Below are 26477 nucleotides of genomic sequence, written 5' to 3'. Positions count from 1 at the left end.
CTCCACCGGACCCCGTCGAAGCCACCGGGAGCGTTGCCATGGCCGCCACCGAACCCGGCGAAGCCGTCGAACCGGGCGAAGCCGTTGAACCGGACGAAGCCGCCGGGGCCGGTGCGCCTGAAGCCGTCGAGGCGGTCGAGGCGGTCGAGGCGGTCGAGGCGGTCGAGGCGGTCATGCCTGAAGCCGCCGAGGCTGTCGCGCCTGAGACCGGCGCGCCCGCCGACGTCCTTGCGCCGGAAGCCGTGGCGACCGGAAGCGGCACCACCGGGGCCGCCGGGACCGCCGGGACCGGGGCCGGGGGCGAGCCGGGCGAGCCGGCCTCGGGTGCTGCGAGCGGCCTCTCGCCGGGGGAGGCGTTCGACGCGTTGTATCGGTATGCCGCCTCGGCCCTCTTCCAGCAGACCTATCTGCTGACCGGGCGGCGGGCCCTCTCCCGCGCGTCCGTGGCCAAGGCGTTCGAACTGGCCTGGGAACGGTGGCCGGAGGTGGCGGTGGACCGGGACCCGGTGGGCTGGGTGCGGGCCGCCGCGTACGAGTACGCGATGTCCCCGTGGCGCCGGCTGAACCGTGAGCACCGCCGCCTCGACCCCCCGCCGGAGGCACCGGCCTCGCGCGCGCTGCTCGACGCGCTGCTGGCCCTGCCCCCCTCGTACCGTCGCACCCTGGTGCTGCACGACGGTGTGGGGATCGGGCTGCCGGAGACCGCGGCGGAGACCGAGGCGAGCACGCGGGCGGCGGCCGGGCGGCTGGTGACCGCGCGGGCGGTCGTCGCCGAGCGGCTGCCCGAGGTCGCCGAGTCCGCGTCCCCGGCCGAGCAGTCCGCGCTGATCCACGAGCACCTCGGCACGCTCGCCCGCAGCCGGCCCGCCCCCTCGCTCCCGGTACCGGAACTGATCCGTACCGGCAGCGAACGCAAGGCGCAGCTGTGGGCCAGGGCGGCCATCGCGTTCACCGTGCTGATCGTCGGACTGACGCTGATCACCCTGGCGACGGCCCCCCGGAAGTACGAGACGCCCCCGTCGCCCGCCCAGAAGGTCGGCGGGGTGCCGCCGCTCGGCGGCCCGCAGAAACTGACGCCGCAGGACGTGAAGCTGCGGAAGAAGCTCGGCGAAGAGCTGTTCAACGGCCCGGCCCGGCTGGTCCCCGAGACCGGCTGAACGGCCCGGCGCACAACGACGCGGGCCCGTCCCCCGGTCGGGGGACGGGCCCGCGTCGCACGTACGGTGAGGCGCTGCCGCGCGCGGACGCGCGGCGCGGCGTCAGGCGCCGAGGATCTCGCGCGCCAGCTTGGCGGTCTCGGTCGGCGTCTTGCCGACCTTGACGCCGGCGGCCTCGAGGGCCTCCTTCTTCGCCGCGGCGGTGCCGGAGGAGCCGGAGACGATGGCGCCGGCGTGGCCCATGGTCTTGCCCTCGGGGGCGGTGAAGCCCGCGACGTAACCGACGACCGGCTTGGTGACGTTCTTCGCGATGAAGTCCGCCGCCCGCTCCTCGGCGTCGCCGCCGATCTCGCCGATCATGACGATCAGGTCGGTCTCGGGGTCCGCCTCGAACGCCGCGAGGGCGTCGATGTGCGTCGTGCCGATGACCGGGTCGCCACCGATGCCGACGGCGGACGAGAAGCCGATGTCACGGAGCTCGTACATCATCTGGTAGGTCAGCGTGCCGGACTTGGACACGAGACCGATGCGGCCGGGCTTGGTGATGTCGCCCGGGATGATGCCGGCGTTGGACTGGCCGGGGGTGATCAGGCCGGGGCAGTTCGGACCGATGATCCGGGTCTTGTTGCCCTTCGAACCGGCGTACGCCCAGAAGGCGGCCGAGTCGTGGACGGCGATGCCCTCGGTGATCACGACGGCGAGCGGGATCTCGGCGTCGATCGCCTCGATGACGGCGGCCTTCGCGAAGGCCGGCGGCACGAAGAGGACGGACACGTCCGCGCCGGTCTTCTCCATCGCCTCGGCGACGGAGCCGAAGACCGGTACCTCGGTGCCGTCGAAGTCGACGGTCGTGCCGGCCTTGCGCGGGTTCACGCCGCCGACGATGTTGGTGCCGTCGCCCAGCATGAGCTTGGTGTGCTTCATGCCCGTGGCGCCGGTCATCCCCTGGACGATGACCTTGCTGTCCTTGGTGAGGAAGATAGCCATGGTGGTCTGAGTCCCTCTTCCTTACTTCGCAGCCGCGGCGAGCTCGGCGGCCTTGTCGGCCGCGCCGTCCATGGTGTCCACGCGCTGGACCAGCGGGTGGTTGGCGTCGGAGAGGATCTTGCGACCCAGCTCCGCGTTGTTGCCGTCGAGACGCACGACGAGGGGCTTGGTGACGTCCTCGCCCTTCGTCTTGAGCAGCTCAAGGGCCTGGACGATGCCGTTGGCGACCTCGTCGCAGGCGGTGATGCCACCGAAGACGTTGACGAAGACGGACTTGACGTCCGAGTCGCCGAGGATGATCTCCAGGCCGTTCGCCATGACCTCGGCGGAGGCGCCGCCACCGATGTCGAGGAAGTTGGCGGGCTTCACGTTGCCGTGCTTCTCGCCGGCGTACGCGACGACGTCCAGGGTCGACATGACCAGACCGGCACCGTTACCGATGATGCCGACCTCGCCGTCGAGCTTGACGTAGTTGAGGTTCTTGGCCTTGGCGGCGGCCTCGAGCGGGTTGGCCGCGGCCTTGTCCTCGAGCTCCTCGTGACCCGGCTGACGGAAGTCGGCGTTCTCGTCGAGAGACACCTTGCCGTCCAGGGCCAGGATGCGGCCGTCCTTGGTCTTCACCAGCGGGTTGACCTCGACGAGGAGGGCGTCCTCGGCGACGAAGGTGTCCCACAGGGTGACCAGGGCCTCGGCGACACCCTCGGCCACGTCGGCCGGGAACTTCGCCTGCGCCACGATCTCGCGGGCCTTGGCGATGTCGACGCCGTCGACGGCGTTGACCGGGACCTTCGCGAGGGCCTCGGGGGTCTTCTCCGCGACCTCCTCGATGTCCATGCCGCCCTGCACCGAGGCCATGGCCAGGAAGGTGCGGTTGGTGCGGTCCAGGAGGTACGAGACGTAGTACTCCGCCTCGATCTCCGGCGACAGCTCGGCGATCATCACCTTGTGGACCGTGTGGCCCTTGATGTCCATGCCGAGGATGTCGGTCGCGCGGGCGACCGCCTCGTCGGCGTTCGCCGCCAGCTTCACGCCGCCGGCCTTGCCGCGGCCGCCGACCTTCACCTGCGCCTTGACGACCGACTTGCCGCCCAGCCGCTCGGTCGCCTCGCGGGCTGCCTCAGGCGTGTCGATGACTTCACCGGCCAGCACCGGTACACCGTGCTTGGCGAAGAGGTCCCTCGCCTGGTACTCGAACAGGTCCACGCGCGTCCGTCCCTTATCAATGGTCTCGCGGTTGGTTTTCTGCGTGGGCGTGCCGCGAGGGGCAACGTGACTGCGGTGTCACTAGGAAGGCGCACACGGTGACCGGATACGCGGCATGTCCATCTCGCAGGTTATCCCCGAGCCCGGCGTGACCATAAATCGCAGATCACACCTGGGCGGTGATTACGGTCACAGAATCGCCCCGGTGGGGCGCGGGCGCCTCGTCAGGCGGGCTCCTTGTCCGGTATCGGCAGGGGCCGCTTCTCGATCGCGGCGGCCATCACGTCCGGGAAGAGGTCCGGCGTGCAGGCGAAGGCGGGGGCGCCGAGGGCGGACAGGGCCGCCGCGTGGTCGCGGTCGTAGGCCGGGGCGCCCTCGTCGGAGAGGGCGAGCAACGTCACGAACTGCACGCCCGACGCCTTCATCGCAGCGACCCGCTTCAGCATCTCGTTGCGGATGCCGCCCTCGTACAGGTCGCTGATGAGCACGACGACGGTATCGGCCGGCCGGGTGATCCGGGACTGGCAGTAGGCCAGGGCCCGGTTGATGTCGGTGCCGCCGCCGAGCTGGGTGCCGAACAGGACGTCGACGGGGTCGTCGAGCTGGTCGGTGAGGTCGACGACCGCCGTGTCGAAGACGACGAGCCGGGTCCGCAGGGCGCGCATCGAGGCGAGCACGGCTCCGAACACGGACGCGTAGACCACGGAGGCGGCCATCGAACCCGACTGGTCGATGCAGAGGATGACGTCCTTCTTCACGGACTGCGCGGCCCGCCCGTAGCCGATGAGCCGCTCGGGTACGACCGTGCCGGCGCCGTCCTGGCCGGGCAGCTCCAGGTAGTTCTTGAGGTTGGCCCGGATCGTGCGGTCCCAGTCGATGTCGTGGTGGCGGGGGCGGGCGATCTTCGCCGACCGGTCGAGCGCGCCCGTGAGCGTGGCCCGGGTGCGGGTGGTGAGCCGCTTCTCCAGCTGCTCGACGACCTTGCGGACCACGGCCCGGGCGGTCTCCTTCGTCGTCTCGGGCATGGCCTTGTTGAGGGAGAGCAGCGTGCCGACGAGGTGCACGTCCGCCTCGACGGCCTCCAGCATCTCCGGTTCGAGCAGGAGCGCGGAGAGGCCGAGGCGGTCGATGGCGTCGCGCTGCATGACCTGGACGACGGAGCTGGGGAAGTACGTCCGGATGTCGCCGAGCCAGCGCGCCACGGAGGGCGCGGAGGCGCCGAGTCCGGCCGAGCGCCTGGCGCCGCTCCGGCCGCCGGGGCGTCCTCCGTTCCCGTAGAGCGCGGTGAGCGCCCCGTCCATCGCGGCGTCGCGTCCGGTGAGCCCCCGGCCGGTGCTCTCCTCGCTGTCGGCGCCCAGCACCATCCGCCAGCGCCGCAGCCGCTCGTCGCGGGCGGCGTCCGTGCGGGCGGGGGTGGCGGGGGCGGGTACGGCGGTGTCGGCAGGGGGCGCGGTGGCGGCGTGCGCGGGGGGCGGGGTGGCGGCGTTCCCGGAGGCCGGGGTGGCGCGGGGCGCGTCGGTGGCGGGGGCGGTGGCGGTGGCGGGTGCCGCGCTGCCCGAGGCCGTGATGTTGCGGGCCGCGTCGGCGGTGGTGCGGGGCGCGTTGCCGGGAGCCGTGGTGGCGCGGGGCGTGTTGGCGGCGGTGGTGCGGGCCGTGGTGGCGCGGGGCTCGCTGTCCGAGGCCGGTGGGGTGGTGGTGGTCGTCATGCCGTTTCCCCCAGGTGCGGGTCGTCGTGGTGGGCGGGGGCGGGGTCCGCCGGGGTCTCCGCCGCAGCGGCCCGTGCGTCCAGGCCGAGCAGCAGGCGCAGGACCGGGACCACCGCGTCCGCGCGGGCCGCGTCCAGGACCGGGCCGAAGCCCGGGGCGGTCTCACCCGCGCCCGCCGGGGAACCGGTCCCCGGGGCCCCGCCGGCGACCGGGGCGCGGCGGACGAGGTCGCCCAGCGTGCGCCGTACGCCCGGTTCGTACGCCGAGAACGTGCGGCGCAGCAGGGGCAGCACGTCGGTGAAGGTGTCGGCGGGGACGCCGGTGAGCCAGGAGTCGACCAGGGCGAGCAGCCGTTCGTCGTGGACGAGGAGCATGCCGCCGCCCGCCGCCCCGCCGACGAAGCCCTCGATCCAGGCGGCGGCGTCGGCCGGCGGGGTGCCCGGGGACAGGGCGAGGCCCATCAGCCGGGCGGCGGTGTCCTGGTCGAGGTCGCCTTCGTCCAGGAGCAGCCGGGCGGCCCGGCCCCGGATCACGCCGGCGACCGTGTCCCGGACGGTGAGCTTGTGCAGCACGGCGCGCCACCGTTCGCGCAGCCCGTCCGCGCTCGAAGGGACGGCGCCGGCGAGCAGCCCGATCGCGGTGTGGACGCCGTCCACCTGGCGGCGCAGCGCCTCGGCCCCTTCGGTGTCGAGCCCGGTGCAGGCGGGCGGCAGACCTACGCAGATCCGTTCCGCGATCCCGGCGGCGACCTCGCCGAGGGCGGTGGTGTCCGTGGCGCGGACGTCGCCGTAGCGCAGGGTGCGGGCCAGGGCGGGAAGGGCGTCCGCGAGGTGGCCGACGTCGGAATCGAGCGCGGCACGGTCGGCGAGGGCCCGCATCACGACCGGCAGGGCGTCGGGCAGGTCGGCCAGCAGGCAGCGTTCGGCCAGCGCGGTCACCTCGGCGAGCGCGGTGGCCGCCAGGGCGTCCGACTCGGCGCGGGCGGTGGCTGCGGAGAGCACGGTGGTGCCCCAGACGCCCGCCTCCGCGACGCGCACGTACAGCTCGGGCTCCCAGCGCAGCCGCCAGCTCTCCCGGAAGGTGCCGGTGCTCCCCCGGCCGGCGGCCGGTTCGCCCCAGCCGATCCCGAGAACGCGCAGCCGGTGCAGCAGACGGCTGCGGGAGGCGTCGGTGTCCTTGCGCAGGTCGAGTTCGATCTCCCGCTCGTCCGCCTCCGGCTTGAGCCGCAGGGTGCGCTGCTGCCGGGTGAGGTCGCGCTGGAGGGGGACGGCGGGGGCGGTGTCGGGGACCTCGCCCAGCGCGGTGCCGACGACGAGGCGGTCGTGGACGAGCGCGAGCGGGACGTCGGAGCCGTCGCACATGACGGCCCGGATCGCGTCGGTCGTCTCGCTCAGCCCGGCGAGCGGCCTGCCGCGCATCGCGGCGAGCGTTCCGGCGAGCCGGACGGCCTCGATGACGTGGGCGGACGAGACGAACCGGTCCTCGTCGCGCAGGAGTCCGGCGACCTTCGTCATCCAGCGCTCGACCGGGCGGTCCGGGGCGGCGAAGAGGTGCTCGTACCAGCCGGGCGACTCGATCCCGGCGCCGTATCCGCTGTGCCGGGCGAGCCGGCGGTGGGTCCACGGCACCCAGGTCAGTTCGGCCTTGACCTTGGGCAGTCCCTTGAGCAGGGCCCGGTCGGCGGTGAGCGTCGTGCGCGTCCGCAGGGCGGGGACGTGCCAGGCGCCGCAGACCACGGCGAAGTCGTCACCGAACTCCTTGGCCGCTGTGCGCAGTTGGATGCGCATGTACGCCTCACGCACCGCGTCCCTGGGGTGTCCGCCGTCCCCGTACGCCTCGCGGAGCGCGGTCATCGCCTCGCCGAGCGCGGCGAACGCCGCGAGCGGGCCGGCCGCCTCGCCCCTGCCGGGGACACGGTGTTCGACGACGTCCTCCCACCAGCGCTCCGGGTCGTCGTACCCCGCCGTCTCCGCCAGCACCCGGATCGGGTCGACGGGAACGGCGACGGGCTGCCCGTCCTCCTCGTCCCCGGGGGCGCCGCCCCGGTCCGGCCCCTCCATGGCCAGCGAGTGCGCGGCGGGCAGGTCGATGAACCGGACGGGCACGTCCCGGTCCAGGGCCCAGCGGATCGCGACCCACTCGGGGGAGAACTCGGCGAACGGCCAGAACGCCGCCCGGCCGGGGTCGTCCACCGCGTGGGCGAGCAGGGCGACCGGGGGCCGCATCTCCCCGTCCGCAGCGAGCGGCAGCAGCGCGTCGCCCTCGGGCGGGCCCTCGATGAGCACCGCCCGGGGGTTCGCCGCGTCGAGGGCGGCGCGGACGGCGCGGGCGGAACCGGGGCCGTGGTGCCGCACTCCCAGCAGCAGCGGCCCCGAAGCGCGGGTGCCGCTCATGCGGACGCCTCCCGGCAGGCGCGGTAGAAGTCCTTCCAGCCGTCTCGCTCGCGCACCACGGTCTCCAGGTACTCCTGCCAGATCACCCGGTCCGCCGCCGGGTCGCGGACGACCGCGCCGAGGATGCCGGCCGCGACGTCCCCGGGGCGCAGCACGCCGTCCCCGAAGTGGGCGGCGAGCGCGAGGCCGTTGGTGACGACGGAGATGGCCTCGGCCGTGGAGAGCGTCCCCGAGGGGGACTTGAGCTTGGTCCGGCCGTCGGTGGTGACCCCGTCGCGCAGTTCGCGGAAGACCGTGACGACGCGGCGGATCTCGGCGAGTCCGTCGGGGGCGGGCGGCAGGTCGAGCGAACGGCCGACCTGGTCGACACGGCGGGAGACGATGTCGACCTCCGCCTCCGGGGTCGCGGGGAGCGGCAGGACCACGGTGTTGAACCGGCGGCGCAGCGCGCTCGACAGCTCGTTGACCCCCCGGTCGCGGTCGTTGGCGGTGGCGATGACGTTGAATCCGCGCACCGCCTGGACCTCCTGGCCCAGTTCGGGCAGGGGCAGGGTCTTCTCCGAGAGGATCGTGATCAGCGAGTCCTGCACGTCGGCGGGAATGCGTGTCAGTTCCTCGATGCGGGCGGTCATGCCCTGGGACATGGCGCGCATCAGCGGGCTGGGTACCAGCGCGTCGCGGCTGGGGCCGTGGGCGAGCAGCTGCGCGTAGTTCCACCCGTAGCGGACGGCTTCCTCCGGGGTGCCCGCCGTGCCCTGGACGAGCAGCGTCGAGTCGCCGCTGACGGCGGCCGCCAGGTGCTCGGAGACCCAGGTCTTGGCGGTGCCGGGGACGCCGAGGAGGAGCAGCGCCCGGTCGGTGGCGAGCGTGGTGACGGCGACCTCGACGAGGCGGCGCGGGCCCACGTACTTGGGTGTGATGACGGTGCCGTCGGGCAGGGTGCCGCCGAGCAGGTACAGGGCGACGGCCCAGGGCGACAGGCGCCAACGCTCGGGCCTGGGGCGGTCGTCGGCTGCGGCGAGCGCCTTCAGCTCGTCGGCGAAGGCGTCCTCGGCGTGCGGGCGCAGGGCCTCGCCGGCGCCTGCTTCGGTGGTTTCGGACATGGTCATGGATCTCCCCCTCCGGTTCGGTCGCCAGATCGGTCGGCCGGATGTGGTTCCACCGTGCACCATGGCACTGACAATCGGCCTTTGCGCAGGTCAGGGCGATTGTCAGTGGGGCGGCCTAACGTCGTTGGCATGCTGCTGACTGACGGGGGAGAACCCTTGGGCGCCGCTGCCTCGGCCGCGCGCTGGACGGTGGAGCAGGTACTGGCCCTGGCTCCTGACGACGCCTCACGCAAGGCGGGGAACAAGCTCGGTGCGGCCGGCTCCTGGTCGGACACCGGGTGGGATGTGACGGGTGCGGTGTGGGGGCTGTGCAAGGGCAGTGGGAGCAAGCCCTACCGGACGGTGGTCGACACCACCGGTCCGGCCTACCGGTGCAGTTGCCCCAGCCGGAAGTTCCCGTGCAAGCACGCGCTGGGCCTGCTGCTGCTCCGCGCGTCCGACGACGCGGCGGTGCCCGCCGGGACGCCGCCGGACTGGGCGGAGGAGTGGCTGGCCGGCCGCCGCGCCCGCGCGGAGACGAAGGCACGGCCCGCCGGGGGTGACGGGGCGGGTGGCGGCCCCGCCGATCCGGAGGCCGCGCGCAAGCGGGCGGAGAGACGCGCGGAGCGGATCGGCGGCGGGGCGCGGGAGTTGGAGCAGCGGCTGACCGACCTGCTGCGCGGCGGTCTCGCGGCGGCCGAGCAGTCGGGGTACGGGCTGTGGGAGGAGACGGCGGCCCGCATGGTCGACGCGCAGGCGCCCGGCCTCGCGGGCCGGGTGCGGGAGCTGGGCGCCGTCCCGGCGTCCGGGCCCGGCTGGCCGGTGCGGCTGCTCGAGGAGTGCGCGCTGCTCCATCTGCTGGACTCGGCGTGGCTGGGCCGCGACCGGCTGCCGCCCGCACTGGCGGCCACGGTCCGCACCCGGGTGGGGCTGCCGGCCTCCCCGGAGGGGCCGCCGGTCCGCGACCGCTGGCTGGTCCTCGCCCAGTACGACACCCCCGAGGGCAAGATCGTCACCCGCCGCATCTGGCTGTACGGCGAGGAGTCGGGCCGCACGGCCCTGCTGCTGTCCTTCGGGGCGGCCGGCCGCTCCCCCGCCCAGGCCCTGCCCGTGGGCGTCACGATCGACGCCGAGCTGACGCCCCATCCGGGCTCCGGGCAGCTCCGGGCCGAGCTGGGCGAACGCTTCGGCGTGCCGGAGCCCGCCGTTACGCCCCCGCCGGGTGTCACGGTCACCGAGGCGATCGCCGCGTACGGGCGGGCCCTGGGTGACGATCCGTGGCTGGAGTCCTGGCCGGTGACCCTGCGCGACGTCATACCCGTGCCGGCGCCGGACGGCTGGCAGCTGGTGGACGCGCGGGGCCGGGAGGCCCTGCCCGTCACCGCCGCCGCGCTGCACCGGCCGGCCCTCTGGAAACTCGTCGCGGTCTCGGGCGGCGCCCCGCTGACGGTCTTCGGCGAGTGCGGCCACCGGGGCTTCGACCCGCTCGCGGCGTGGCCCGCGGTCTCCGCGGCGGGCGGGGCGGCCGTGCCCGTGCCCGTGAGCCGCCCGGCTTCCGGGGCCGGGGCGGCTGTGCCCGTGCCCGCCGGGCCCGCAGGCGTCGAGACCGTAGCGCTCATCTGACTCCGTAGTACGGCTCCGAAGGAGGAGCGATGCCCCGCACGACCACCCCACCCACCTCACCCACCGCACCGACACCCGCCGGACCGGTGGCCGCCGCTGCCGAACCCGTGGCCGCCGCTGCCGGACCGGCGCACCCGGCCGTCGCGCATGCGGGACCCGCTTCCGCCCCCGGCGGGCTCGCCGGTGTGCCGGCGGCCACGCCGTGGGAGGAGCTCGTCACCTCGGCCCTGCTGGGCACGGACCGCCGGCCGCCGGGGGGCGCTTCCGGCCCCGGCCCGGACGGCACCGCCGCCGCACTGCTGGACGCCGCCGCGCTGCACACCGTGCGCCGCCGGGCGGGACTGCTGCCCGCCGCCGCGTCCCCTCTCCCCGCGGCCGCGCCCGACGATCCCCGGCCACCCCTGCCGGAGGCCGCCCGTGGCCGGCTGGCCCAGCTCCTCGCGGACCGGGCGGCGGGTTCCGGCGGCAGACGGGGTACGGCCCCGGACCTGACGGAGCTGATCCCGCAGTGGCTGGCCACCGCCAACGTCCACGGCTACCGGGCACCGGACTCCGCCCTGCCCGCCCTGCTGGACGCGGCCCGGGCCAGGACCGATCTGCGCCCGCAGACACTGGAGTTCGCGGGGCCGCGCGGCCTGTGGCTGGCCGGGCTGAACCCGGAGTGGAAGTTCGCGCTGCGCGGTGCGTCCGGCAGCGCGCTGCTGCCCTCGCCGGACGACCCGGAGGCCGTGCGTCGGCTGTGGGAGGAGGGCCTGTTCGCGGAGCGGATCGCGCTGCTCGGGGCCGTACGGGCGCGTGACGCGGACGCCGCCCGCGCCCTGCTGGCCACCACCTGGAAGACGGAACGGGCCGAGGACCGGCTGATGTTCGTCGACTCGCTGCGCACCGGCCTGTCCGCCGCGGACGAGGAGTTCCTGGAGACGGCGCTCGCCGACCGCAGCCGCAATGTCCGGGCGACCGCCGCCGAGCTGCTGTCCGCCCTGCCCGGTTCGGCCCTCGCCCGCCGGATGGCGGACCGCGCGCTGTCCTGCGTGAGCCCCGGGCTCACCGGCGACGAGCCGTTCGTCGCGGTGGAGGCGCCGCACGAGTGCGACGAGGAGATGCAGCGCGACGGGGTGGTGGCGCTCCCGCCGTCCGGCCGGGGCGAACGGTCTTGGTGGCTGGGCCAGTTGGTGGAGGCGTCCCCGCTCTCCGTCTGGCCGGCGCGGTTCGGCGGGCGCGGCGCGGAGGAGATCGTGGCGCTGCCGGTGGCGGACGGCTGGGGCGAGGAACTGCACGCGGCCTGGTGCCGGGCTGCCGTGCGGCAGCGCGATGCCGCGTGGGCGCGGGCGCTGCTCGGTCCGCCGTCGACACCCCCGACGAATGGCCCCGGCACGGCCTCCCTCGCCGAGCGGGCGAAGCTTCTGGCGGTACTGCCCCCGGACGAACGGGCCGTGTGGGTGGCCGACTTCGTCGCCGCGCACGGCTTGTCGGATGCGTTCCAGCTGCTGGGGGTCTGCCCGGTCCCGTGGGCCCAGCCGCTCGGGCGGGCCGTAGTCGACGCCCTCGACATAGCCAGGGACGCGGGCAGCTACCCGTGGAGCTTCAGCGGCGTCATGGGCCTCGCCGAACGCTGCCTGGACCCGGCCGAGGCAAGCCGCCTGGAGGTCCTGACCACGACTCCCGCCGAACCCGCGGACGCCTCCCCGGGCGCGAACGGCTACTGGTCGGAGGCGTTCCAGCGCCTGGTCTCCACGCTGCGCCTACGCGCCACGATGGACAGCGAGCTGTCCGCGGTCCCGGAACGCTGATCCCACCGGCCGGCCGCGGCCCCGGCGCGGCCGGCCTTACCCCGCCGGGGGGCGCAACCCGGCCACTGCCCGCACGGGACCGGCGAGCGTGCGGCGCGCCCGCCCGGCCGGCCGGTGAGACTTTCCAGCCCGGCAGACCCCCGCCGCCCCATGCGGGCACAGCCCCCGCCGCCCCATGCGGGCACAGCCCCCGCCGCCCCATGCGAGCACGGGCCCCACCGCTCATGGGGCGCGGCGTCCCGGCCCGGCCCGGCCGTCCGGGCGAGCCACCGGGCCCCGGCCCGGCTACGCCTCTGCCGGGTGGCGGACGTTCGCGTTGACCCAGTCGACGATCGCGGTGGTCGTCGCGCCGGGAGTGAAGATCTCCGCGACGCCCTGTTCCTTCAGCGGGGCGATGTCCGCCTCCGGGATGATGCCGCCACCGAAGACCTTGATGTCCTCCGCCTCGCGCTCCTTCAGCAGTTCGATCACCTTCGCGAAGAGCGTGTTGTGCGCGCCCGAGAGGATCGAGAGGCCGATCGCGTCGGCGTCCTCCTGGATCGCGGTGTCGACGATCTGCTCGGGCGTCTGGTGCAGCCCTGTGTAGATGACCTCCATACCGGCGTCGCGCAGGGCCCGCGCGATCACCTTCGCCCCGCGGTCATGGCCGTCGAGGCCCGGCTTGGCCACCACCACACGGATCGGACCGGTCACACCCATCACTGCCTCCACCTGCGTCTCCCGTGCCTGAAGGGCCGGGGATGTGAACGAACGTTATCCACAGCATCCCGCAAGCCGCCGTTTCGCGGTGAGCCGGGAGGGGGAAATCACACATGGGACATTGTTCACGGGCACCGGTTCCAGGGCCCGCGGCGGATTCGTCGTGTGGGGCCGGGCGCCCGGGGAGCCGCATCGGGTCGCCGTATCACCGCGCCGTCAGCCGCACGGCACGGTGGTACGGGCCTCCGTCCACCACGGACCCCGTCCGCACGGACCTCCGGCGTGGCGCCCCTCCCGGGCAGACGAAGCGCCCGGGACACCGGAGCAGGAGGCCGACCATGAAGACCCCCAGCCTGCCGTTTCCCTCACCGCCGACCGCACTGCTGAGAGCGACCGCGCTGGAACTCGTGGTGCTCGCCGGGCACGCCCTGCTGTATCCCACCGGCATCACCGGTGGACGACACCCGGGCCGGGCCCCTGCCGCCCGGACACCCCCGGCCTCCGATGACACCGGCGCCGACGCCCGCATCCCGCCCGCCGACGAGACCGACCGGCCACCCGTGGTCCTCCTGCACGGTTTCATCGACAACCGGTCGGTCTTCGTCCTGCTGCGCCGCTCGCTGGCCCGGCACGGCTGGCGCCATCTGGAGTCGCTCAACTACTCCCCGCTGACCAGCGACATCCGTACGGCCGCCGAGCTGCTGGGCCGGCACATCGAGGAGATCTGCGCCCGCACCGGCCACCACCGGGTCGACATCGTGGGGCACAGCCTCGGGGGGCTCATCGCCCGGTACTACGTGCAGCGACTGGCCGGTGATCATCGGGTCCGCGTCCTTGTCACGCTGGGGACCCCGCACGCCGGCACGGCCGTCGCCCCGCTGGCCGGCACCCTGCCCATCGTGCGCCAGATGCGCGCCGGCTCGGCCCCCATCGAGGAACTGCGGCTGCCCGCGCCCGGCTGCCGTACCCGGTTCGTCAGCTTCTGGAGCGAGCTGGACCGGGTGATCGTCCCCGCCGAGGCGGCTTGCGTCGACCACCCGGACCTCGACGCGGTCAACGTACGCGTCAGCGGCATCGGGCACCTCGCACTGCCGGTGCACCCGGCGGTGGCGGCCGCCGTACGCCAGGCGCTCGACACGGCGGAGCCCGCTTCCGGGTCCACCGGAGCCACCGGCCCGGCATCCGTCGCCTGAAACCGAACAAATTTCGAACATAGAGCCAAGGCTCTGTGGGTGCGCCGCCGAAAGACGGCCGATTGCCCCTTTTCCCCAGCCTCACGGCGCCGTCGAAGATTGTCGACGGCGGATACCGCCGGGTACAGTCGCGGCCACTGCACAGCCCCGGGACCCCACGCCCCGGACTGGTCCTGCTGCCGAGGCGAGAGAGAAGTTGGTGAACGACCAGCACCCCCACGCCGCCGAGTACGCCGGATGCGACGGTCACTCCACGGACAGCTTCGACAGTGACCCGCTTTTCGGCTCCTTCCCCGGCACCTACGGCGGCTCGTACGACACCGCGGCGGGCTACGGCGGCCCGTACACCGGCCGGCAGGCCGAATACAGCGGCTCGCACGACACCACCCAGTGGGACACGGGTGCTCACCAGGCCGCCGAGCACGGCCATTTCCCCGGTTACCCGGTCTACGCGGACCAAGCCCAGCAGCACCTGCGGTACGACGCCTCCCCCACGTACGACACCGGCGCCACCTGGCTGCCGGCAGAGAGCTACGCCCCCGGCATCCCGGCCCAGGGCGGCTCCCCGGAGGTTTCCGGGCAGTGGGACACCACCGCCTGGAACACGCCTTCCCCCTGGCAGGCCGACGACACCGGGTCGTACGACACCGGCGCGTACGACGCCACGGCCTGGAACACCGGCGCCACACCCGAGCACGCTCGGCAAAACATGCAAAGCCCGGCCGCCTCGAACGGAGCCGAACAGACCGCCCCGGCGGACACGTACGAGGCGCAGGAGGCGTACGGGACCTACGAGCCCCACAAGGCATACGGGCCCGGCGCCGATCCGCACGAGACGCACGGCACCGGCGACGGCCACGCGGAGTCCGACCCCGGCCCCGACGGCCACGCCAACGAGCACCCCGACCTCGCCGCCCCGGCCGACGCGCACCACCGCCCCGCCGGCCGTCCCGTCCGCCGCAGCCGCAGGCGTAGCCCGGCGAAGCGCTCCGCCCTCCTCACCGTCGCCGTTCCCTCCGCCTGCGTGATGAGCGTGGCGGGCATCGCCGCCGCCTCCGTGAGCGGCATGGGCGGGGACGAGACGAAGAAGGACGCGACCACCACCATGGCCGCCGCCGACCCCGGCACGGTCAAACCGGTCGCGGCCAACAACGCGCTGGACAACCAGCTCGCCAACCTGAGCGCCGACGCGGAGAACTTCGCGGACCGCGCGAGCCGCACCCAGGAGCGCATCGACCTGAAGGCTCGGCAGGCGGCCGAGAGGAAGAAGCGCGAGAAGGAGGCCGCCCGCAAGGAGGCCCTGCGCCCCAAGTTCGTGATCCCGGTCGAGCAGCACGGCCTGAGCGCGTACTTCGGCCAGGCGGGCGTCAACTGGATGTCCGTGCACACGGGCATCGACTTCCCGGTCCAGTACGGGACCCCGGTGATGGCGGCGACCGACGGCACGGTCCGTACGCAGTACAACAGCGCCTACGGCAACATGGCCATCGTGACCATGGCCGACGGCACGGAGACCTGGTACTGCCACCTCAGCAGCACCCGTATCCGCTCGGGCCAGGTCAAGGCGGGCGACGTCATCGCGTACTCCGGGAACTCCGGGAACTCGACCGGCCCGCACATGCACTTCGAGGTGCGGCCCGGCGGCGGCGCGGCGATCGACCCGCTGCCGTGGCTGCGCGGCCACGGCGTCAACCCCACCTGAGCCGGCGACAGACAGCCGTAACGGCCGGGGCCCCGAGGGGCTCCGGCCGTTACGCGTGTCTCAGAGCTTCTGCACCGGCGCGTACCGCAGGAGCAGCTTCTTCGGGCGGTCGTCGCCGAAGTCGACCGTGACCTTCGCCTGGTCGCCGACGCCCTCGACCGCCGTCACCGTGCCGAGGCCGAACTGGTCGTGCGTGACCCGGTCGCCCGCCACCAGGGTGATCGTCGGCCTGTCCGAGGTCCGCCGGGTCGCGAAGCCGGAGGGGCCGGAGCGGGCGCGGGAGGCGGAGAGCGACGAGGTGATGCCCGCCGTGGGACCTGCCGGGGCGGCCATCGGGCCCCTGCGCTTCCAGTCCAGGTGCTGGTCCGGGATCTCCTCGAGGAACCGCGACGGCGGGTTGTACGAGGGCTGGCCCCAGGCGCTGCGCATGGCCGCCCGGGTCAGATAGAGCCGCTCGCGGGCGCGGGTGATGCCGACGTACGCGAGGCGGCGCTCCTCCTCCAGTTCCTTGACCTGGCCGAGCGCCCGCATGTGCGGGAAGACGCCGTCCTCCATGCCGGTCAGGAAGACGACCGGGAATTCGAGGCCCTTCGCGGTGTGCAGGGTCATCAGCGTGATGACGCCGGAGCCGTCGGTGTCCTCGTCGGGGATCTGGTCGGAGTCGGCGACGAGCGCGACCTGCTCCAGGAACTCCGCCAGCGTCCCCGTGCCTTCTTCCTCGCCCCGGCCCTGCTCGAATTCGAGGGCGACGGCGGCGAGCTCCTGGAGGTTCTCGATGCGGGTCTCGTCCTGCGGGTCGGTGGACGCCTGGAGCTCGGCGAGATAGCCCGTACGCTCCAGAACCGCCTCCAGCACCACGGCGGGACCGGCACCGGACTCGACGATCGTGCGCAGCTCCTCCATCAGCGTGTTGAACCGCTTCACGGCGTTGGCGGAGCGGGCGGCCATGCCGTACGCCTCGTCGACGCGGCGCAGCGCCTGCGGGAAGGTGATCTTCTCGCGCAGGGAGAGCGCGTCGATCATCGCCTCGGCTCGCTCGCCGATGCCGCGCTTGGGGACGTTGAGGATGCGGCGGAGCGGGACGGTGTCCTCGGGGTTGGCGAGGACCCGCAGGTAGGCCAGGACGTCCCGGACCTCCTTGCGCTCGTAGAAGCGCACACCGCCGACGACCTTGTAGGGCAGGCCGACGCGGATGAAGATCTCCTCGAAGACACGGGACTGCGCGTTCGTCCGGTAGAAGACGGCGACGTCACCGGCCTTGGCGTCGCCCGCGTCGGTGAGGCGGTCGATCTCCTCGGCGACGAACTGCGCCTCGTCGTGCTCGGTGTCCGCCACGTAGCCCGTGATGCGGGCGCCGGTGCCGGCGTTGGTCCAGAGGTTCTTGGGGCGGCGGCTCTCGTTGCGCTCGATGACCGCGTTGGCGGCGGACAGGATCGTCTGGGTGGAGCGGTAGTTCTGCTCCAGCAGGATCGTCGTCGCGTCCGGGTAGTCCTCCTCGAACTGGAGGATGTTGCGGATGGTCGCGCCCCGGAACGCGTAGATCGACTGGTCCGCGTCACCCACGACGCACAGCTCGGCGGGCGCGTCCTCCGGGCCGACCGGGCCGACCAGCTCCCGTACGAGGGTGTACTGGGCGTGGTTGGTGTCCTGGTACTCGTCGACCAGGACGTGGCGGAAGCGGCGGCGGTAGTGCTCGGCGACGTCGGGGAAGGCCTGGAGCAGGTGGACCGTCGTCATGATGATGTCGTCGAAGTCCAGCGCGTTGGCCTCGCGCAGCCGGGCCTGGTACATCGCGTACGCCTGGGCCAGGGTCTTCTCGAAACCGTCGCTCGCCTGTCCGGCGAAGGTCTCCTCGTCGATGAGCTCGTTCTTGAGGTTGGAGACCTTGGCGGTGAAGGACTTCGGCGGGTAGCGCTTGGGGTCCAGCTCCAGGTCGCGGCAGACCAGGGCCATCAACCGCTTGGAGTCGGCCGCGTCGTAGATCGAGAACGAGGAGGTGAAGCCGAGCTTCTTCGACTCGCGGCGCAGGATGCGGACGCACGCGCTGTGGAAGGTCATGACCCACATGGCGTTGGCCCGGGGTCCGACCAGCTGCTCGACGCGTTCCTTCATCTCGCCGGCGGCCTTGTTGGTGAAGGTGATCGCCAGGATCTGGCCGGGGTGCACGCCCCGCTCGGCCAGCAGGTGGGCGATGCGGTGGGTGAGGACCCGGGTCTTGCCGGAGCCGGCGCCGGCGACGATGAGCAGGGGCGACCCGGCGTGCACGACGGCGGCGCGCTGCTCGGTGTTCAGGCCGTCGAGCAGGGCCTCGGGATCGATGACGGGGCGGTGCGCGCCGTCGCGGTAGTACGCGTCACGCGACGGCGGGGGCCCGTCGAACATGCCCGCGAACAGGTCCTCCGGCACCGCTTCGGGCGCGGAGTCCTCGGGGGGCGGCGGGGGCCCGTCCTCCTCGTGCTGGAGGCCGGCCAGGAAACTGTCGTCAAAGAGGCTGCTCATCGCTGTCCGAGTCTAAAGCTCCCGACCGACACCCGGCCCCGCTCCGAGAAGGTCACGGAAATGTATCGGGCATATCGAACACCAACCTTCACAGCGGCCCCATGAGTTGGCTAGCGTGCTCGTTCGGACGGCCCGTACCCCCAGAGGCGACCCACGCCGAGCGGGCCCCCACGCCGAATCCGGGCTCGCCCGGAACCGGGGACCCACACGCATCACCGGGGTGAATCGGTCCGCCCCCACGGGACCGTAGGGCAGCCTTCCGTTCCGCCCGAACCCGACAGCTAACCCGGTAGGCGGTCCACGGAAGGAGATGCCGGCCTTGGCGTCGCATCGCAAACCGCGCACCCGGGTGCGCGCCACCGCCCCCGCCCTCGGGCTCACCTCGGCCGCGCTGGCATCGGTGACCCTGTTGTCCTCGCAGAGCGCGATGGCCGCCCCGGCGCCGAAGCCGAGCATCGAGGACGTGCAGAAGAAGGTCGACGACCTCTACCGGCAGGCGGGCACCGCGACCCAGAAGTACAACCAGACGAAGGAGGCCGCGGACAAGCAGCGGACCAGGGTCGACACGCTGCTGGACGACGTGGCCAAGCGCACCGCGAAGCTGAACGACGCCCGCAGGACGCTCGGCAACTACGCCGCGGCCCAGTACCGCGACGGCGCCCTCGCGCCGACCGCCACCTTCTTCCTGGCCGACGACCCGCAGTCGTTCTTCGACCAGACCCATCTCATGGACCGGATGGCCGAGCGCCAGCAGCGGGCGGTCACGGAGTTCCGTACGCAGCAGGCGAAGGCGTCCAAGCAGCGGGCCGAGGCCGTGAAGAGCCTGGAGACCCTCACCGAGGCGCAGACCGCGCTGCGCACCAGCAAGCAGAACGTCCAGAAGAAGCTGACCGAGGCCCGGACGCTGCTGTCGAAGCTGACCGCCGAGGAGAAGGCGCGCCTGGCGGAGCTGGAGCGCAAGAAGGAGGCGGAGGCCAGGCGCAAGGCGGAGGAACTGGCGCAGAGGCAGGCCGCCGCCAGGAAGGAGGCCGAGCGCAAGGCCGAGGAGCCGGGCGACGGCGGTACGGAGACGGGTTCGAGTTCCGCTTCCGGTTCGGGTTCGGATTCCGCTTCCGGTTCGGATTCCGCTTCCGGTTCGGGCTCCGGCAGCAGTGCGTCGACGAAGGCGGAGAAGGTCCTCGCGTTCGCCCGGGCGCAGATCGGCAAACCGTACGTCTGGGGAGCGACCGGCCCCTCCTCGTACGACTGCTCGGGGCTGACGCAGGCGGCCTGGAAGGCGGCGGGCGTCGACATCCCGCGTACCACCTGGGACCAGGTGAACGTCGGCACCCGGATCGCCACGGAGGATCTTCAACCCGGTGACCTGGTGTTCTTCTACGACGACATCAGCCACGTCGGGATCTACAAGGGCGACGGAATGATGATCCACGCGCCGAAGCCCGGGGCGAATGTGCGCGAGGAGTCGATCTACTACATGCCGATCTACGGGAGTGTGCGCCCGGCCTGAGCGGGGAAGGCGGCCGGCCCGCGCACGGGCCGGCCGCCGCCGGTTCTCAGGTCCAGAGCGTGGCGATGAAGATGTTGGCGAGGGTCAGGGCGCCGACTGCCGCGAAGAGGCCCTTCTCGACCTTCTCCTCGTCCCGTTTGACGTAGACGATCCCGAGGATGACGACCAGGATCAGGAGCTTGATCCCGATCTTGACGTTGTTCACGGGGTGGTCGTCGGCCTGGTCGAGTCCGACGAGGGCGACCCCGGTGACCAGCATGGTCAACGCGCCGTGCAGCATGCCGGGGACGAACCGGGCGGTGCCGGCCTTCATCGCCTTCATCTGGCCGAGGAAGCCGCCGAGCAGGGCGGCGATGCCGATGATGTGCAGGGCGACCACGAAATCGATGAGTACGCGCATGGTTCCGCACCCTAGTGCCGCCGGTTCCGTCACCTCGCGGGCAGGGTAGGGCTTCCTGGCCGCTTGAATGATGAATGCACTTTTTGCCTGCATGTGCGGCAATTTTTCCGGTCACTCATGCCCCATGCGCGGCCATCCGGCGACAATGCCACGCCAAGAACGGGCAATAACCGCCATAGCGACACCTTTCCGTTACCTCGGATTAGCGTCCCTTCCCGGTGGCCGGCCCCAGGCGCCGTCCTCTCCGGACCACCGAAGGAGCCCGCCGGTAGACCCCGCCGGGCAGTCGCACGGAAGGACGCCCGCCCCCGTGGCAGCGCATCGCAAACCCAGGCAGCGCCTCTCCACCGGCTCCGCGGCCCGCACCGCGGCGACCCTCGCCTTGGCGGGGGCCGCGACGGCCGCCGTGCTGCCGGGAGCCGCGCACGCCGACCCGGCGCCGACCGCCGCACAGGTCAAGGCCCAGGTGGACCGGCTGTACCGGGAGGCGGAGGCCGCCACCGAGAAGTACAACGGCGCGAAGACCGAGGCGACCACCGCCGCCAAGTCGGTCGACGCCCTGCGCGACGAAGCCGCCCGCAGGACCGCACGCCTCAACACCGCCCGCGACGTGCTCGGCGCGTACGCCGCCGCGCAGTACCGCTCCGCGGGCCTCGACCCCTCCGTGCAGCTGGCGCTCTCCTCCGACCCCGACCAGTACCTGCGCCGCGCCACCTACGCGGAGCGGGCCGGTGAGCGCCGGGCGACCGAGGTGCGCTCGGTGCGGCGCCAGGTCGCGGAGATCGCCCAGGTACGCGCCGAGGCTTCCGGGAAACTGACCGAGCTGGCCGCCCGGCAGGCCGCCCTGAAGGAGCACCGGGCGACCGTCCGCGCCAAGCTCGCCGAGGCCCGCCGCCTGCTCGCCCGCCTCACTCCCGCCGAGCGCGCGGCCTACGAGGCGTCCGAGGGCGGACGCGGCCCCGGCCACGCCGACCGCAGCGCCCCGCGCGGCGCCGTCGCCGCGCGGGGCGCACGCGCCGCCCAGGCCGTCGCCTTCGCGTACAGCGCCCTGGGCAAGCCGTACGTCTGGGGCGCCACCGGGCCCCACTCCTTCGACTGCTCCGGCCTCACCCAGGCCGCCTGGCGCTCCGCGGGCGTCTCGCTCCCCCGGACCACGTACACCCAGATCAACGCCGGGCAGCGGGTCCCGCGGTCCCAGCTGGCACCAGGTGACCTGGTGTTCTTCTACTCGGGCGTCACCCATGTCGGCCTGTACATCGGCGATGGGCGGATGATCCACGCCCCGCGCCCGGGAGCCCCGGTCCGCGTGGCGCCCATCGACGAAATGCCCTTCGCGGGGGCGACCCGGGTGTCATAGGCTCCGGCCCTCGAACCCAACGGCCCGAAGGACACCCGCGCATGCCGATGGACGCCGACGTCCAGACCCACACCCGTACGCTCGCGCTGCGCTCCTCGGACCACGTCCGCATCGGGCCGTTCGTGATCCGCTACAACCCGAACTGGTCGCTGAAGTACGCCAACTACGCGATCCCGGACCAGCACGCCGAGCCGACTCCGGGCGAACTCGAGGCGCTCATAGCGGCCTTCCGCGAGCGGGACCGGATGCCCCGCCTGGAGTTCCTGCCCGGCTGGGCGCCCGCCGTCGAACCGGCGCTGCTCGCCGCCGGGTTCACCGCCGAGAACCGCGCCCCGGTCCTCGCCTGCGCCCCGGGCGGCCTGGTGGAGCCGAAGCCGGTGGCCGGCCTGGTCGTCGTGGAGCCCGCCACCGAAGCGGAGTTCGCGGCCGCCGCGCTCGTCCAGCACCTCGGCTACGGCGGGGAGGGCGAGCCCGAGGACGGCACGGCCGAGTGGCTGCGCAACGCGGTCGCGGGCGGCGGGGTCGCCGCGCTCGCGACCCTCGGCGGCACACCGGCGGGCGCGGGCGGCTGCTCGGTCCCGGTCGACGGCCTCAGCGAGCTCGCCGGCCTCGCGGTCGGCGCGGAGTTCCGCCGCCGGGGCATCGGGGCCGCGCTCTCCGCGCATCTGACGCGCACCGCGTTCGAGCGGGGCTGCCGGGTGGTGTGGCTGGAGCCGGGCGATGCCGGTGTCGAGCGGATCTACGCGTCCATCGGCTACCGCAGGGTCGGCGAGAAGCTGAACATCTCGCTCGACCCGGCGGCCCCGGGCACGGTCTGAGGCCCGCGCCCGCCGGGCTCAGACCAGCCGGCGGGCGGTCGCCCAGCGGGTCAGTTCGTGGCGGTTGGAGAGCTGGAGCTTGCGCAGCACCGCCGAGACGTGGGACTCGACCGTCTTCACCGAGATGAACAGCTGCTTGGCGATCTCCTTGTACGCGTAGCCCCGGGCGATCAGCCGCAGGACCTCGCGCTCGCGCTGGGTCAGCCGGTCGAGGTCCTCGTCGACCGGGGGCGCGTCCGTGGAGGCGAAGGCGTCGAGGACGAAGCCGGCCAGGCGGGGCGAGAACACCGCGTCGCCGTCCTGGACCCGGAAGACCGAGTCGACCAGGTCGGTGCCGGTGATCGTCTTGGTGACGTAGCCCCGGGCGCCGCCCCGGATGACTCCGATGACGTCCTCCGCGGCGTCCGAGACGGACAGCGCGAGGAAGCGCACCGGATTCTCGGCGGCGCCCATCAGGGGCGCGCAGCGGCGGAGCACCTCGACGCCGCCGCCGCCGGGGAGGTGGACGTCGAGGAGGACGACCTCGGGGCGGGTCGCCGTGATGACGGTGACCGCCTGGTCGACGTCGGCCGCCTCGCCGACGACCTCGACGCCGGTCTCCTCGGTGCGGCCGATCTCGGCCTGTACGCCGGTGCGGAACATCCGGTGGTCGTCGACGAGCACGACTCGTACCCGGCGCTCCGGGCCCTCATGGTCGCCGGTCGCCTCACTGGTGCCGTTCATCGCTCGTCCTCTCCATCTCAAGCTCGACCTCGGTGCCCCCGCCGGGCACCGAACGCAGCCGGGCGGTACCGCCGTTGCGCTGCATCCGGCCGATGATCGATTCTCGTACGCCCATTCTGTCCCCCGGTACGGAGTCCAGGTCGAACCCCGGGCCCCGGTCGCGCACGGAGACGAAGACCGTGTGGCCCTCGACCTCCGCGTAGACCTGGACGGCGCCGCCCTCGCCACCGTACTTGGCGGCGTTGACCATCGCCTCGCGTGCGGCCTGCATCTGTGCGGCCAGCTTCTCGTCGAGCGGGCAGTCGCCGACCACGACGACCTCCAGCGGGACGCCGTGCTTGTCCTCGACCTCGGCGGCGGCCCGTTTGACCGCCTCGGCCAGGGTCTCCGGCTCGTCGTCCTCGTCCTTGCCGGTGCCCTCGGGGTTGTACAGCCAGTTGCGCAGCTCGCGCTCCTGGGCGCGGGCCAGCCGGCGGACCTCGCCGGCGTCGTCGGCGTTGCGCTGGATCAGGGTGAGGGTGTGCAGCACGGAGTCGTGGACGTGGGCGGCGACCTCGGCGCGCTCCTGGGCCCGGATGCGCATGAGGCGTTCCTCGGAGAGGTCCTGGGTCATGCGCACGAGGTAGGGGCCGGCGAGGAGGGCGATGCCGGTGAGCACGGCGATGGCTGCGGTGAGGACGTTGCCCAGCTGGGCGGCGGAGCCGCGTACGACCATGAAGACGGCGAGGCCGAGACCGACGAGGGCGACTCCGGCCAGGGCGCGGGCCAGCTGCAGGACGCGGCGCCGGCGGCCGACCTCCATCCAGCGGGCGCGGCGGGCGTTGTCCGCCTGGCGCCACACCAGGACGGAGCCGGCGCCGATGAGGAGGCTCGGCCAGATGTAGCGGTCGGCCTTGCTGCCCATGTCGACGTTGCCGACGAAGACGGCGGCGCCGACGAGCAGCGCGATGAGGGCGAAGACCTGGCCCTTGTCGGGTTTGCGCAGCCTGCGGGTGCCGTCGGGGGCGGTCTCGAAGACGGACTTCGGCCCGTCCACGCCGCCGACGCCGAGCGGGACCACGATCCAGAACACCGCGTACAGCAGGGCGCCGAGGCCGTCCGCGAAGAACAGGCCGAGGAAGACGAACCGCACCCAGGCGACCGGCAGTCCGAGGTGTCCGGCGAGCCCGCGCGCCACTCCGCCCAGCAGCCTGCCGTCGGCGCTGCGGTACAACTTGCGCAGCGGGGGCTCCTCCGGGGCGGGGGTGTGGGAGCTTGCGGCTCGGGCGGTGGCGGCTGGCATGCCCCGATCGTCACATGCGCGTGCGGGTGGCGACATCAGGGTCGGCCCCCAGTTCGACCCTGAGACACCGGGGACGGCATGGGGGCGGGAGGGCGGGACTACCCCCGGCGTCCCTGAGGCCGGGGTGCACCAATATCAGGGACCGGCCAGGGTCGGGGCGGGTCCCGGAGGGGCGCGGCGCCGGTCACCATGGAGCCATGACCGTTCCTCAGGACGCGCCGCCCGGCGCCGCACCGCCCTCCGCGCCCACACCGCGCCTGCACCGCAGCCCGCGGCACAAGGTGGTGGCCGGGGTGTGCGGCGGACTCGGCCGGTACTGCGACGTCGATCCGGTGATCTTCCGGATCGTGGTCGGGGTGCTCTCCGTGACCGGTGGCTTCGGGCTGATCTTCTACGGCTTCGCCTGGCTGCTGATACCGGTGGAGGGCGAGGACGAGAACGAGGCGCGCCGGCTGCTGTCGGGACGCGTCGAGCTGGCGTCGCTGAGCGCGGTGCTGTGCGCGCTGATCGGCTGCGGTCTGTTCCTGTCGATGCTGGGCAACGGCGGCACGCTCGCCTTCTCCGCGATGCTGTCGATCGCGGTCCTCGGCTTCTCCATGTGGACGCAGGCCCGTAAGACGGCCGACCCCGAGGATCCGCTGCACCAGGCGGCCGCGCAGGCCGCGTCGGACGCACCGCCCGAGGTCATGGCGCCGCCGACGCTGTCGTGGCCTTCCTGGTGGCGCGACCCGATCATCAAGGACGGGTCGACGGGCAAGGTGGCGATCGGCTATCTGTGGGGACCGCCGGACGCGGCGGTCGGTGGGGAGCCGCGGGGGGCGACGCCCGACGCGCCGTTCCGCCCGCCGCCGTCCCGGTCCCGGGAGGTGCGCGGTCCGAGGTCCATAGCCGGCCCGGCGTTCCTGGCCGCCCTGCTGGCGGGCGGCCTCGGCACGGGGCTGAGCTGGGACTCCCAGCCGCTCGGTACGAGCCTGGAGATCGGGCTCGCCGCCGCGCTCGCGGTGTTCGGTCTCGCGATGCTGGTCAGCGCGTTCGTCGGGCGGACCGGTTTCGGCACGCTGCTGCTGGCGATGATCACGGCCGGACTGCTGGCGGGCGCCGCCACGCTGCCCAAGGACATCAGCACGCACTGGGTGCGCGAGGAGTGGCGCCCGGCGTCCGTCGCCTCGGTGCAGCCGCGTTACGCGGTCGGCTCCGGGCAGGCCGAGCTGGACCTGACCCGGATCACCGTGCCGAAGGGCGACACCGTACGGACCCGGGTGGAGGCCCGGGCGGGCCGGGTGCTGGTGCACGTCCCGCCTGAGGTCACCGTCCGGGTGCACGCGCGGACCCGGGTCGGCGCGCTCGTGGTGGTGGACGGGCGCCACGACGGGGACCTGGACATCCGCACCTCGCAGGACGAGCGTCGGACGCTGGCGCCGACCGGGGACGGCGCCCCCGGCGGCACGATCGAGCTCGATCTGGAAGTGGACTACGGACAGATGGAGGTCAACCGTGCCGCGTCATGAGTTCCGGCCCGGCCGGGCCGTCACGGGTCTGGTGATGCTGGCCCTGGCCGGCGGGTACGCGGCGGACGCGGCGGGCCTGTGGGACGCGCCGCCGCAGTTCTTCATCGCGCTGTTCAGCGGCGGCCTGTGGGCCGCCGCCTGGGTCACCTGGATCAGCTACCGGATCCGTCGCCGTCGCGCCGCGAGGAGCGCGTCCACGGAGAGCGAGGCTGCCCCGCCCAGAAGCAACGGGAGCCAGGCCATGAGGTAGATCAGGTCGTTGCCGAGGTAGTACGGGGAGACCTGCCAGCTGACGGTCAGCCACAGGCTCAGCGAGATCAGGGCACCGCCGAGCGCGGCGATCCGGGTCCACAGGCCGAGGAGGGTGCCGATGCCGACGGCCAGCTCGCCGAGGGCGATGGCGTACCCGAAGCCGGAGGGGCTCTTGAGCGCCAGGTCCACGAGGCCGGGGATCGCGGCGGAGTCCCGGAGGTCGTGCATCTGCCCGCCGATCGACCCGGGGCCGGCGGCGTGGAAGAACGCGCTGTCGGTGAGCTTGTCGAGTCCCGCGTAGAGGAAGGTGACGCCGAGGAAGATCCGCAGCGGCAGCAGAGCGTGCTCCCGCGCCAGGTCCCGCAGGCTCCTGGCCTCGCCGAGGCCCCGCCTGTTACCGCCGTACCCGTACATGCTGCTCCCGCCTTCCGCGGCCGTGCCGTGCCGTGCGACCGCCCGGCCGCTGCCACCGGACGTACGGCCCGCCACCCGACCTTACGTACGAACCCGGCGAAAGGGGCCGGCACGGGCCGGTTTCACAGGGTGAGGGTCGCGGCGCGGTCCGGTTTCACAGGGTGCGGGTCACGGCA

20 protein-coding genes and 1 riboswitch are annotated in these 26477 nt (G+C 73.3%); of the genes, 9 read left to right on the top strand and 11 right to left on the bottom strand.

The window, feature by feature from the left end; translation table 11 throughout:
• The first annotated feature begins 38 nt into the window (after window positions 1-38).
• Window positions 39-1157 (top strand): Cro/Cl family transcriptional regulator, encoded by a 1119-nt coding sequence (locus tag ABZ564_RS03670; protein WP_360848908.1) that lies wholly within the window; start codon window positions 39-41, stop codon window positions 1155-1157.
• A gap of 102 nt (window positions 1158-1259) precedes the next feature.
• Here the strand turns inward: ABZ564_RS03670 and sucD are convergent, their stop codons facing one another.
• The 5 genes from sucD to ABZ564_RS03645 form a co-directional block, all read right to left on the bottom strand.
• Window positions 1260-2144, bottom strand: a complete 885-nt coding sequence (gene sucD, locus ABZ564_RS03665; RefSeq protein ID WP_073964355.1) for a succinate--CoA ligase subunit alpha — start codon at window positions 2142-2144, stop codon at window positions 1260-1262.
• 21 nt (window positions 2145-2165) lie between these two features.
• On the bottom strand, window positions 2166-3347 hold the full coding sequence (gene sucC / locus ABZ564_RS03660; protein WP_360848823.1) for an ADP-forming succinate--CoA ligase subunit beta: 1182 nt from the start codon (window positions 3345-3347) through the stop codon (window positions 2166-2168).
• 224 nt (window positions 3348-3571) lie between these two features.
• Window positions 3572-4711: a VWA domain-containing protein gene (locus tag ABZ564_RS03655; RefSeq protein ID WP_360848905.1), complete on the bottom strand. Its 1140-nt coding sequence runs from the start codon at window positions 4709-4711 to the stop codon at window positions 3572-3574.
• A 338-nt stretch (window positions 4712-5049) separates the two neighbouring features.
• Entirely contained in the window at window positions 5050-7446 is a 2397-nt protein-coding gene (locus ABZ564_RS03650; protein WP_360848820.1) for a DUF5682 family protein, read from the bottom strand.
• A complete protein-coding gene (locus tag ABZ564_RS03645) occupies window positions 7443-8555 on the bottom strand; it encodes an AAA family ATPase (RefSeq protein ID WP_360848817.1) in 1113 nt (370 codons plus the stop codon). The genes ABZ564_RS03650 and ABZ564_RS03645 overlap by 4 nt, the downstream gene beginning before the upstream one ends.
• Window positions 8556-8684: 129 nt before the next feature.
• On the opposite strand from ABZ564_RS03645, the gene ABZ564_RS03640 reads away from it, so the two are divergent.
• Window positions 8685-10157: an SWIM zinc finger family protein gene (locus ABZ564_RS03640; protein ID WP_360848814.1), complete on the top strand. Its 1473-nt coding sequence runs from the start codon at window positions 8685-8687 to the stop codon at window positions 10155-10157.
• 29 nt (window positions 10158-10186) lie between these two features.
• Window positions 10187-11947 carry a DUF5691 domain-containing protein gene (locus ABZ564_RS03635; RefSeq protein ID WP_360848811.1) on the top strand — a complete coding sequence of 587 codons (1761 nt, stop codon included), beginning with the start codon at window positions 10187-10189 and terminating at the stop codon, window positions 11945-11947.
• A gap of 285 nt (window positions 11948-12232) precedes the next feature.
• Here ABZ564_RS03635 and ABZ564_RS03630 read toward each other — a convergent pair whose 3' ends face one another.
• Complete coding sequence (locus ABZ564_RS03630) at window positions 12233-12646, bottom strand: cobalamin B12-binding domain-containing protein (RefSeq protein WP_136203612.1); 414 nt, start codon at window positions 12644-12646, stop codon at window positions 12233-12235.
• A 338-nt stretch (window positions 12647-12984) separates the two neighbouring features.
• Here ABZ564_RS03630 and ABZ564_RS03625 point away from each other — a divergent pair, with 338 nt between their 5' ends.
• Together ABZ564_RS03625 and ABZ564_RS03620 are read left to right on the top strand one after the other, a co-directional pair.
• Window positions 12985-13839: an alpha/beta fold hydrolase gene (locus ABZ564_RS03625; protein WP_360848807.1), complete on the top strand. Its 855-nt coding sequence runs from the start codon at window positions 12985-12987 to the stop codon at window positions 13837-13839.
• A gap of 199 nt (window positions 13840-14038) precedes the next feature.
• Complete coding sequence (locus tag ABZ564_RS03620; protein WP_360848804.1) at window positions 14039-15541, top strand: peptidoglycan DD-metalloendopeptidase family protein; 1503 nt, start codon at window positions 14039-14041, stop codon at window positions 15539-15541.
• A gap of 60 nt (window positions 15542-15601) precedes the next feature.
• Here ABZ564_RS03620 and pcrA read toward each other — a convergent pair whose 3' ends face one another.
• Window positions 15602-18040 (bottom strand): DNA helicase PcrA, encoded by a 2439-nt coding sequence (pcrA, locus tag ABZ564_RS03615; RefSeq protein ID WP_360848801.1) that lies wholly within the window; start codon window positions 18038-18040, stop codon window positions 15602-15604.
• Window positions 18041-18201: 161 nt separating this feature from the next.
• Window positions 18202-18352, top strand: a riboswitch (cyclic di-AMP (ydaO/yuaA leader).
• Between pcrA and ABZ564_RS03610 the strand changes: the two genes are divergently transcribed.
• The gene (locus ABZ564_RS03610) at window positions 18351-19547 is read left to right on the top strand and encodes an NlpC/P60 family protein (protein ID WP_360848798.1); all 1197 of its coding nucleotides are present in this window, start codon (window positions 18351-18353) and stop codon (window positions 19545-19547) included. (Overlaps the previous riboswitch by 2 nt.)
• A gap of 46 nt (window positions 19548-19593) precedes the next feature.
• Here the strand turns inward: ABZ564_RS03610 and ABZ564_RS03605 are convergent, their stop codons facing one another.
• The gene (locus tag ABZ564_RS03605; protein WP_360848795.1) at window positions 19594-19947 is read right to left on the bottom strand and encodes a hypothetical protein; all 354 of its coding nucleotides are present in this window, start codon (window positions 19945-19947) and stop codon (window positions 19594-19596) included.
• 310 nt (window positions 19948-20257) lie between these two features.
• Here ABZ564_RS03605 and ABZ564_RS03600 point away from each other — a divergent pair, with 310 nt between their 5' ends.
• A complete protein-coding gene (locus tag ABZ564_RS03600) occupies window positions 20258-21304 on the top strand; it encodes an NlpC/P60 family protein (RefSeq protein WP_360848792.1) in 1047 nt (348 codons plus the stop codon).
• Window positions 21305-21345: 41 nt separating this feature from the next.
• Window positions 21346-22122 carry a GNAT family N-acetyltransferase gene (locus ABZ564_RS03595; protein WP_360848789.1) on the top strand — a complete coding sequence of 259 codons (777 nt, stop codon included), beginning with the start codon at window positions 21346-21348 and terminating at the stop codon, window positions 22120-22122.
• Between the two features lie 18 nt (window positions 22123-22140).
• Here the strand turns inward: ABZ564_RS03595 and ABZ564_RS03590 are convergent, their stop codons facing one another.
• Window positions 22141-22845: a response regulator transcription factor gene (locus tag ABZ564_RS03590; RefSeq protein WP_360848786.1), complete on the bottom strand. Its 705-nt coding sequence runs from the start codon at window positions 22843-22845 to the stop codon at window positions 22141-22143.
• Complete coding sequence (locus tag ABZ564_RS03585; RefSeq protein ID WP_360848783.1) at window positions 22829-24127, bottom strand: PspC domain-containing protein; 1299 nt, start codon at window positions 24125-24127, stop codon at window positions 22829-22831. The genes ABZ564_RS03590 and ABZ564_RS03585 overlap by 17 nt, the downstream gene beginning before the upstream one ends.
• Before the next feature lie 197 nt (window positions 24128-24324).
• Between ABZ564_RS03585 and ABZ564_RS03580 the strand changes: the two genes are divergently transcribed.
• The gene (locus ABZ564_RS03580; RefSeq protein WP_360848780.1) at window positions 24325-25635 is read left to right on the top strand and encodes a PspC domain-containing protein; all 1311 of its coding nucleotides are present in this window, start codon (window positions 24325-24327) and stop codon (window positions 25633-25635) included.
• A gap of 156 nt (window positions 25636-25791) precedes the next feature.
• On the opposite strand, the gene ABZ564_RS03575 is transcribed toward ABZ564_RS03580, so the two are convergent.
• Window positions 25792-26301 carry a DoxX family protein gene (locus tag ABZ564_RS03575; RefSeq protein WP_360848777.1) on the bottom strand — a complete coding sequence of 170 codons (510 nt, stop codon included), beginning with the start codon at window positions 26299-26301 and terminating at the stop codon, window positions 25792-25794.
• Window positions 26302-26477: the final 176 nt, after the last annotated feature.

The organism is Streptomyces sp. NPDC019224 (assembly GCF_040632605.1).
Classification (GTDB): Bacteria; Actinomycetota; Actinomycetes; order Streptomycetales; family Streptomycetaceae; genus Streptomyces.
Note: the sequence above shows the minus strand (reverse complement) of the source record. Positions and strands in the feature narration are given on the sequence as shown.

What these genes read in the sequence shown, in the direction of transcription:
- ABZ564_RS03630 (WP_136203612.1), bottom strand. Translation starts at nt 12,646, where the DNA reads ATGGGTGTGACCGGTCCGATCCGTGTGGTGGTGGCCAAGCCGGGCCTC.
- ABZ564_RS03650 (WP_360848820.1), bottom strand. Translation starts at nt 7,446, where the DNA reads ATGAGCGGCACCCGCGCTTCGGGGCCGCTGCTGCTGGGAGTGCGGCAC.
- ABZ564_RS03625 (WP_360848807.1), top strand. Translation starts at nt 12,985, where the DNA reads ATGAAGACCCCCAGCCTGCCGTTTCCCTCACCGCCGACCGCACTGCTG.
- ABZ564_RS03645 (WP_360848817.1), bottom strand. Translation starts at nt 8,555, where the DNA reads ATGACCATGTCCGAAACCACCGAAGCAGGCGCCGGCGAGGCCCTGCGC.
- ABZ564_RS03585 (WP_360848783.1), bottom strand. Translation starts at nt 24,127, where the DNA reads ATGCCAGCCGCCACCGCCCGAGCCGCAAGCTCCCACACCCCCGCCCCG.
- ABZ564_RS03575 (WP_360848777.1), bottom strand. Translation starts at nt 26,301, where the DNA reads ATGTACGGGTACGGCGGTAACAGGCGGGGCCTCGGCGAGGCCAGGAGC.
- ABZ564_RS03610 (WP_360848798.1), top strand. Translation starts at nt 18,351, where the DNA reads ATGCCGGCCTTGGCGTCGCATCGCAAACCGCGCACCCGGGTGCGCGCC.
- sucD (WP_073964355.1), bottom strand. Translation starts at nt 2,144, where the DNA reads ATGGCTATCTTCCTCACCAAGGACAGCAAGGTCATCGTCCAGGGGATG.
- ABZ564_RS03670 (WP_360848908.1), top strand. Translation starts at nt 39, where the DNA reads ATGGCCGCCACCGAACCCGGCGAAGCCGTCGAACCGGGCGAAGCCGTT.
- ABZ564_RS03605 (WP_360848795.1), bottom strand. Translation starts at nt 19,947, where the DNA reads ATGCGCGTACTCATCGATTTCGTGGTCGCCCTGCACATCATCGGCATC.
- ABZ564_RS03655 (WP_360848905.1), bottom strand. Translation starts at nt 4,711, where the DNA reads ATGGTGCTGGGCGCCGACAGCGAGGAGAGCACCGGCCGGGGGCTCACC.
- ABZ564_RS03595 (WP_360848789.1), top strand. Translation starts at nt 21,346, where the DNA reads ATGCCGATGGACGCCGACGTCCAGACCCACACCCGTACGCTCGCGCTG.
- ABZ564_RS03640 (WP_360848814.1), top strand. Translation starts at nt 8,685, where the DNA reads ATGCTGCTGACTGACGGGGGAGAACCCTTGGGCGCCGCTGCCTCGGCC.
- ABZ564_RS03635 (WP_360848811.1), top strand. Translation starts at nt 10,187, where the DNA reads ATGCCCCGCACGACCACCCCACCCACCTCACCCACCGCACCGACACCC.
- ABZ564_RS03580 (WP_360848780.1), top strand. Translation starts at nt 24,325, where the DNA reads ATGACCGTTCCTCAGGACGCGCCGCCCGGCGCCGCACCGCCCTCCGCG.
- pcrA (WP_360848801.1), bottom strand. Translation starts at nt 18,040, where the DNA reads ATGAGCAGCCTCTTTGACGACAGTTTCCTGGCCGGCCTCCAGCACGAG.
- ABZ564_RS03590 (WP_360848786.1), bottom strand. Translation starts at nt 22,845, where the DNA reads ATGAACGGCACCAGTGAGGCGACCGGCGACCATGAGGGCCCGGAGCGC.